At 40.9% G+C, this 7,905-nt stretch carries 7 protein-coding genes and 2 pseudogenes; 3 read left to right on the top strand and 6 right to left on the bottom strand.

What is annotated here, in order from left to right:
• Positions 1-14 precede the first annotated feature (14 nt).
• The 3 genes and pseudogenes from EH228_RS13315 to EH228_RS13300 form a co-directional block, all read left to right on the top strand.
• Positions 15-857 (top strand): annotated as a pseudogene (locus tag EH228_RS13315) (IS3 family transposase); the annotation flags it as partial.
• A 459-nt stretch (positions 858-1,316) separates the two neighbouring features.
• Complete coding sequence (locus EH228_RS13305; RefSeq protein ID WP_152322132.1) at positions 1,317-2,459, top strand: toll/interleukin-1 receptor domain-containing protein; 1,143 nt, start codon at positions 1,317-1,319, stop codon at positions 2,457-2,459.
• 3 nt (positions 2,460-2,462) lie between these two features.
• Entirely contained in the window at positions 2,463-3,050 is a 588-nt protein-coding gene (locus EH228_RS13300) for an SLOG domain-containing protein (RefSeq protein WP_152322131.1), read from the top strand.
• A gap of 273 nt (positions 3,051-3,323) precedes the next feature.
• Here EH228_RS13300 and EH228_RS13295 read toward each other — a convergent pair whose 3' ends face one another.
• From EH228_RS13295 to EH228_RS13270, 6 genes and pseudogenes are all read right to left on the bottom strand, one after another.
• Entirely contained in the window at positions 3,324-3,986 is a 663-nt protein-coding gene (locus EH228_RS13295) for an Nmad2 family putative nucleotide modification protein (protein ID WP_152322130.1), read from the bottom strand.
• Positions 3,980-4,471: a TIR domain-containing protein gene (locus EH228_RS13290; RefSeq protein ID WP_152322129.1), complete on the bottom strand. Its 492-nt coding sequence runs from the start codon at positions 4,469-4,471 to the stop codon at positions 3,980-3,982. Before EH228_RS13290 ends, EH228_RS13295 begins: the two co-directional genes overlap by 7 nt.
• A gap of 21 nt (positions 4,472-4,492) precedes the next feature.
• Entirely contained in the window at positions 4,493-5,524 is a 1,032-nt protein-coding gene (locus tag EH228_RS13285; protein ID WP_152322128.1) for a nucleotide kinase domain-containing protein, read from the bottom strand.
• On the bottom strand, positions 5,517-6,071 hold the full coding sequence (locus EH228_RS13280; RefSeq protein ID WP_152322127.1) for a P-loop NTPase family protein: 555 nt from the start codon (positions 6,069-6,071) through the stop codon (positions 5,517-5,519). Before EH228_RS13280 ends, EH228_RS13285 begins: the two co-directional genes overlap by 8 nt.
• Positions 6,068-7,153: a thymidylate synthase gene (locus tag EH228_RS13275; protein ID WP_152322126.1), complete on the bottom strand. Its 1,086-nt coding sequence runs from the start codon at positions 7,151-7,153 to the stop codon at positions 6,068-6,070. Before EH228_RS13275 ends, EH228_RS13280 begins: the two co-directional genes overlap by 4 nt.
• A 367-nt stretch (positions 7,154-7,520) precedes the next feature.
• Positions 7,521-7,688 (bottom strand): annotated as a pseudogene (locus EH228_RS13270) (IS630 family transposase); the annotation flags it as partial.
• Between the last annotated feature and the right edge of the window lie 217 nt (positions 7,689-7,905).

Genomic DNA, 7,905 nt, shown 5'->3' with positions numbered 1-7,905 from the left:
CTTAAACCGCAGAGGAAGAGCAGCAGATACTGGCGGTGTGCCATCAGCCGGCATATGCCAGCCTGCCACCGTCGCAAATCGTGCCGCGACTGGCGGATGAGGGGAGATATCTGGCGAGCGAGTCCTCGTTTTACCGGGTGCTGCGGCGGCATGGCGAAGCGCATCGACGGGGGCGGCAGCGGACGGGAGAGAAAGCCCGGCCGGCCACCACCTGGAAAGCGACGGAGCCGAATCATGTGTGGACGTGGGACATCACGTGGCTGCCGTCAACGGTGAAGGGACGCTGGTTTTACCTGTATCTGGTGGAAGACCTGTTCAGCCGTAAAATCGTGGGCTGTGAAGTGCATGAAGCAGAAAGTGGTGAGCAGGCGGCAGCCCTGATACAGCGCACGGTACTCAGGGAAGGATGCTGGCGCACCCCGCCAGTACTGCATGCGGATAACGGGGCGGCGATGAAATCACAAACGCTGCAAATGAAGCTTCATGAGTTAGCGATAACTCCGTCTCACAGCCGTCCGCGGGTGAGTAATGATAATGCGTATGTGGAGTCGCTGTTCAGGACGTTGAAATATGTGCCGGACTGGCCGTCATCTGGGTTCGTAACGCTGGAAGAAGCGCGGGTGTGGGTGGAGAGATTTACCCGGTGGTATAACGGGGAACACCGGCACAGCGGTATCCGTTATGTAACGCCGGCGCAGCGACACCGTGGTGAAGACAGGGAAATACTGAGGAAGCGCAATGAAGTATACCGGTCGGCCCGTTCGGTCCATCCGGAACGCTGGTCAGGAAGGACAAGAAACTGGCAGCCGGCAGGCTCTGTGACATTAAATCCGGAGCGGGAAAAACAGGCGGCCTAAATCAGCAAGGGGTGACAACAACCTTGACACTTACCGAGGCACGGAAAGTTCGATCAAGGTTGATGAATACATGTCGGATACGGAGCGACTTTCCTCTCCTTGGATTTTCTCCGAACTTATGTTTGCACGAAATGTAAAACGAACAGAGCGCAAGCAACTCGAATATGGGATGGGTATGGAGGAATATCGGAAATTAGAAGAAGCCGCGTTTGATAGTAAACACGTCGAGTTTAGATACTTACTCCCGCAGTCCACTTACTCAATGGATTATGGACATTTTATGAAGTGGTTAAGCTCTTACACCCTGACGGATGGCTCCGATTTCATTAGGATCAGCGGGCTCCAACATGTTGATAAGCTTTATACTGAATTGGGGGTTGATGCGAAGTTACTAGAGGCACCCCGATTCAGCTGAGATACACCTTTTGACGATAATTGTAATTGCATACAAGGGCATCCATGCTTCCTATCTATCAGCTTGCTGTTGTAGGCTCCCCTTCAGACGCGCAACTTCGCGATTTGGAGGATGCGGTTAAAAATGCAGTGGAGATGTACGGGCTACGACTCGGTCAGGAGATCAGTTGGGAAATAGCTCCTGATATGTTTGCACCAAATCAGTTGCGATCGAGTGCGGTTGTATTTTTTGGAGGAGAAGGCGTGGATCACCCAAGTTTACCGAGCTTGCTCCGCAGTGGTACTCCTGTGATTCCAATTGTATCCGATTTACGACATATATCTGCGGAGATTCCTGAGGTGCTGCAGCCGCTAAACTGTCTGGCCTACGCCAATGGCGGTGCTAAGCGTGTCTCGATAGCTCTTCTTGAATGCGCTGGTTTGCTTCCGAAACAACGAAGGGTCTTCGTAAGCTACCGTCGGGATGAGGCCAGAGTTGCCGCGCTCCAGATGTTCGATGCTCTATCAGCACGCCATTTCGACGTATTCCTTGATACTCATAGTATTGCTCCAGCAGAGGATTTTCAGACCATGTTGTGGCATAGACTCTGCGATTCTGACGTGCTGTTGATGTTAGATACTCCAGACTATTTTAATAGTCGTTGGACATCAGCTGAGTTTGGGCGGGCTCTCGCGAAAGGTATCAGTGTCCTTCGAGTCGCTTGGCCTGAAACGAAGCAGTCTCGTGGATTGGGTACTGCAAGCCTCGCAGAGTTAGCTGAAGGCGAGTTGGATGGCGGAACAGGACGTATCGAGAATTCCGCTATCGACCGCATTTGTCTTCAGCTTGAGGCGGTGCGCAGCAAAAGTCATGCTGTAAGGACTATCAACCTAGTCAGCAACTTGCGCATTGGGATTGAGGCTATAGGTGGTGAAGTCATTGGTGTGGGAGTGGGGAGGGAAACCAAAGTTCGTCTGCCCACAGGCCGAATGATAGTGGTCTACCCGACGGTCGGGGTCCCGACGTCATCAACCATGCATGAAGCCTCAATGAACTATCCAGATGAATCAGTTGCTATACTATATGACCACGTGGGGCTACATCCTCAGTGGCTGAATCATATGGATTGGCTCGGCTCGCACATTCAGGAAACGAAGTGGGTTAAAGCATGCGAGGTCGGCTGGCAGTTTGCAGATTGGGAGGTTTAAAAAGTGGACTCTATTTTTCTCTCAGCAAGCGTCCCGGTCAATGGACGAGGTGATTATTATGAAACTGCTGATCCGTTCCTGATTCAGTGTGCTGTACGTGAGTTTGCTATCGCGGTGGTAAGAAAAATGAAAATCGTATGGGGAGGGCACCCTGCAATAACCCCCATGATCTGGAGTATTTGCGAAGATCTGGGCGTCGATTACACTCGCTCCGTTGTATTGTACCAGAGCCGATTTTTCGAAGGCCGGTATCCTGAAGAAAATGAGCGATTCGACAATGTCGTTTACACCGACGCAGTGCCTGATGATCTAGACGGCAGCCTACATCTTATGCGGCAGGAAATGTTATCTCGATGCGACTTAGTTGGCGCAGTCTTTGTAGGAGGTATGGAAGGCGTTCAGGTTGAATATGAGCTCTTTAAGCAATTTCATCCTGACGCAATAATTCTACCGGTCGCCGCCCCAGGAGGCGCAGCATTGAACCTGGCAAGAGATCATGACTACTTTGATGGAGGCCGTCTGGAAGATGTGGATTTCGCATCATTATTCGATCGTTATCTAATCAAACCGCTATGCTCTCAATCCAATTGACAAGCCATGAGGTGTCATTGGGGTTGATTGGCTATGCGCCCGTGGGTATAGGAAAAAGTCGTTAGGGGAGCAGGAAAAGCGTTTCCCCTATTCGGATTAACCGTCTTCTTGATAGCTATCAAAAAGGCAAAGTTAAAATCATAATGCAAATCCCAATTTAACCGGTTTGCATAGCAAGTTTCTTTGTAGAATTTTGAATTAAGTAATATTGCTAGTTGCTGGATAAAAATTGAGGGTTTTAAATAATATCCAGAGTTAGAGTGTGAGTACTTATTAATAGAGTTCACCAGTTCCCTGATCTACACGTTTATAGAAATCAGAGAACTGGCATGGATCTGATATAACTAAATTTTTCTCGCTACGAAACTTAGCGTCTATTTTTTTTATGAGATCTTTTGCGGGAATAGAGTTATCTAAGGAGAACTTTATATAATCTCTAATTCTGTGATAGCCAATCGAGTCTAAGTTTACATCAACGGCTTTATCACCAAAATAATAAAACTGCCTTGAAATCAACACTTGGTCAGTATGAGTATCACGTTCAAGATTTGTCACATTGAATGTGCCATCTGCATTGCTATGATGTGAATCTTCTTGAATCCAATTATTGTTGTCGTCCTGATGATAGATATTATCCCCCAACATCTGCATATGACTACCATTTCTCGCTGGCTTTTTGAGGGCGAATCTATTGTCTTCCCAATAATCATTAAAACTGATTTTTTCAGTCACCTTCATTAGTAGAATACACTTTTTTCTAACCGATTTTAAATTATAACCGCCAATCCCCAGAATCCAATCACCAACGTTAGCTGCCTTTCTAATTCTAGGTTTACATGTTGCTAAAGTACACATTCCATGAAATGGGTTAGGTGCAAAGCCAAGGTCTCGTGTTATTGCGTAGGCATAAAGATAAGACTTATTTTCTATTAACATACTACATTCCCCCCTTGTACTTTATCCCTATCAGTACCATCAGGCTTTTGAAAACTAGTTTTACCCTCAAGTGCACCGATAATTGCATCGCTTCTCCAGGCAACGATAGAGGTTGCATATTTTTCGAGATTTTCTGGTAGTTTTACATCGCCTTTTAAACCATTTTCATATACACCTATAATAGGTTTACCAAGCTGATGAGCTGCTTGAATTTCCCAATTCACCCATGGTCTTGTGTGTGTCTCTTTCCCGATAACTACTATAACTTGACCAGCCCATCTCATTTTCATTCTGAGCAAACGTGCTATTGTTCTATCACTGATCTTTTTTTCATCAGCACGTCGCTGATTTTCAGGTTTCATTCTGACAGAACTATTTCGGAGGTGATAACCTTTTGTTGCAGCTAACCGCGAAACCCCATCAACACTGGCGTCATCTTTATGATGATGGCTAACAAAAACATTTTTCTTAATTTCTTTTACCATTTTAAAATCCTTTGTGATTTTCTAATTATAAAATAATTCTATATTATTACTATGATAATGATACTTTTGTTTCGGTCTTTTATTGTTAAATTTAGTTCGGCATCTTTTATCTATCTCGCATGCACCACTATTTTCCATATCCATTAAGGTGTAAACTCTTTCTTCTTTAGGCAGGAAATGGAATATTTCATCCATGTTCCAGTTTTCATTGTATTTTTCTGCGATGCTATTTTGGTTAATAGTGAACCAGAACAAACACTCTTCGCTATTCATTCCATCTCTATTAGAAAAAATCCAATTTATTCCTCTTTCACAACCAGGGCCTGAAATAACAAAATTCAACTCTGTAAACGGAAAATTGGCTATATATGTCAGATCTATGTAAATTTGATATGCTAGAAAATTCCCAATCCCTGGAAATGATTTTAAATGTTCAAAAACTTCAAACTGATTTTTGGATGATTTTACACCATTAACAATTTTATCTTGGTTATAATAAACAAATTTTACCATTCTAACTACCATGTCATTTTCCGTTGCTCCCTCGATATTTTCTAAGTATTTCCCGAAATTAAATTTTGGACCACCTAAAATATATGCTGCGCTAAAAAATACATAGTTTGGTTTTTTTATGGATATATTGAGAGTCTTTTCCCTGATCTTTTCATTAATATCACGAATCGTCATTGTTGTGAAATCAAAGGGCGCATCAATTTCATTTAACGTATCGCTTTTATTTATCACTCTAAATAAAAATGAATTGAGTATTTTATTTTCATAACTCAATTTTTTATTGCTTGTTATGTTTTTTAATAACCATTTGGTTTCTTTGTCCCATGTTCTTTTAGTATTTACAAATTTATAATTTCTCAATATTTTGTCTTCTGTCCAATATGGAGGAAGGTTAAGTATCTCTTTCTTGTAATATATAGAGGTTCTCTCTCGTTGATGATAAAACCATTCCCTGATAACAGCTTCATTTAAAATGGGTTTAGCGGTTTTAATTTTAATTTCTCTGACATTACAAAAAAGTTGATCGTTTTTACTATTCACTAAATAATACCTTTTCGAAGAATTTTTTAAAACTATCAATTCCGTTTACACTATTGTTGAAATGATAGTCCGATTTTTCTTTGTTTTTATTAACATACTTGTCAATTTCGTATCTTTTATAATTATTATTTTCTCGTTCTATATGTACTATTGTGAAATGATTGTTCTTACACCATGAGAATTCTTCATTTGATCTTATGTCAGTAATTATTATGTTTTTATTCACCCATTCATTTTTCTCTAAAATTTCCAACTCTTCTGATAGCATTCTAATAAATATCTTTTCTTCAATTTTCCTTAGTTTGTCTAAGCTCAGCCATATATCTCTTGGTGAATGGTTGATAAAGTCGCCGGTAGGTAAGGTTATATTGAGTGGTAACATTTTATTTTCAGGGGGATAATCCTTTTCCATCCAAGGATAAATATAACTGGCCAATTTTTTTAGTTGATCGCTAAATGATAATCTAATAAATCCATAGTTGGATATCAGATAATTGGCAAGAAAGTCTTTTCCACTACCCGATATGCCCATGAATGCAATTTTCATAGACAGTCCTTATTGGAATTATTAAAATAATTAGAAGATATGCTTAGATTGAAATCATTGCTTAACTTAGTTTTTAACACTATTGGTTGTTTAAACCTTTCCTGGAAAATATATGATAAAGCTGCTTCTGCATATCCCCAAAGTAAATTCCTTTCAGTTTCTACAAAGTGTTTAATAAATATATTTTTTAGATTTTCAGTTTCCATATCTATCGTATCTATTTTATGTTCATTTTCTGTTATTATCCTTTCAAGGAATGAAACTATATCACAGAATAATGATTTTATATTTGGTAGTGATGGAGGGAATGATATTTCATCATCGTTTATCAAATCTGTCATTTGTTCTTCTTTTCTTTTGTATATTTCATTGGCTTGTCCTATTCTATCATCATATATATGAAGGTTTGTTACTGACTGATGTAAGTATCCCAGTTTAATCTCGCTATCAACTTCCTTCTGTAACATTGAAAGTACTATCTCTTGAAGTAAACTAAACTCGAAAATATTTATATTGCTCACTCCAAATATTAGATCGCCACTTCTTTGGACTACTTTAATGTTTAAATTTTTGTCAGGAGTGATAAAAAAATGAATTAAGTTATTACAAGGTATATCGACACTATGTTCTATGTTGTATAACTTTATGAGGCTTTCACTTGTATCTCTGTCAGGCATGTATAAGCTAATAACCGCTCTTCTTGTAAATATCCCTTCGCTTTTGAATTGTTGCACGACATTTTCAAGTTGCCCGTGAGCGTATAGTCTTTCTCCATAAGCTGCTCGCCAAGTGACACCATCATCTGAGTATTTAGGCGCTCTTGGTAAAAAAAAAGTTAGATATGGTTTAATTCGGTTATCGCCAGCAAATACCCATATAGCTTCAGCAAATGTGGAGAAGATGTTGTTTTTTCGACCCGCTAAACTTAAATGCCTAGATCTAGGGTTTCGCAAGATCATACTAACATCATAAATAGTTATAGCATCCCCATTCCTTGTCGAAACACGAACTCCTTCATTAAGCACTTTTTCTAGGAGTTTCATTATTACATCGTTAATAGTTTCTCCGTAAATAACGTGCATAAACAACCCCTCATGATATAAAAAATATTTTTCTAGTTGATATAGTTTATTGGACTTAATCCAGAATTTGGTCCAGCCATACTCTGAACTAACCGGATAGCACGTTTCAATCTCTTGCTGCTAAGAACAGGCTCGAACGTGATAGCCAATTGGCTTCCAAAGTAGAAAGTGAGACCTCGACCAACGCTACCGCCCTCAGCTGCATAGGCACTGCACTTGTAAGAATATTTACAAATTTTACTCATGTTATGGATTTGGTCAATCTGGCAATCAGATAATTACGAAAATTTAGACTTATTAATTAAGTGGGGGCGCGAGTCGCTAGCGAGTAAGACCGCCTCTTGTATGTACTAAATAGCTTTGCATATTAACGCTCCACTTTAGCAAGTCCGTGTTGATTGCCAAGGAACTGTGAAGCAGCCCTCATAAACTGATTTACCTGTTTCAGTAACTGCCACATATAACGGCACTGATGGTTTCGCGTTATGGTCTCGTGTAGCGATAACCACAGCAGCTCTATTGGGTTCAGCCACGGTTGATCTTGACCCACTATCTGTTTCAGAATAGCAATAGACTGACAGGAGAGTGGAACGATATGTGGAGTACGCATTTTTGCACCACTGACCTGCCCCCAATAATTAAGCCTGTGTCCCGTAACTATTTTTTGTACAATCTGGCTCATGGTTTAACTACAAAGAAATTCTTCAATTTGGCTCGTTACGATTTCCCTGATGATGCATGGGCGCTGATTT

Origin of the sequence: Erwinia endophytica, assembly GCF_009295515.1 — a bacterium.
GTDB lineage: Bacteria > Pseudomonadota > Gammaproteobacteria > Enterobacterales > Enterobacteriaceae > Erwinia > Erwinia endophytica.
The sequence above is the reverse complement of the archived record's forward strand: the minus strand, read 5'-3'. Positions and strand labels throughout refer to the sequence as shown.

Bases quoted from the DNA above. Each gene is read 5' to 3' on its own strand.
- EH228_RS13305 (WP_152322132.1), top strand. From the start codon at position 1,317: ATGCTTCCTATCTATCAGCTTGCTGTTGTAGGCTCCCCTTCAGACGCG.
- EH228_RS13295 (WP_152322130.1), bottom strand. From the start codon at position 3,986: ATGTTAATAGAAAATAAGTCTTATCTTTATGCCTACGCAATAACACGA.
- EH228_RS13290 (WP_152322129.1), bottom strand. From the start codon at position 4,471: ATGGTAAAAGAAATTAAGAAAAATGTTTTTGTTAGCCATCATCATAAA.
- EH228_RS13280 (WP_152322127.1), bottom strand. From the start codon at position 6,071: ATGAAAATTGCATTCATGGGCATATCGGGTAGTGGAAAAGACTTTCTT.
- EH228_RS13275 (WP_152322126.1), bottom strand. From the start codon at position 7,153: ATGCACGTTATTTACGGAGAAACTATTAACGATGTAATAATGAAACTC.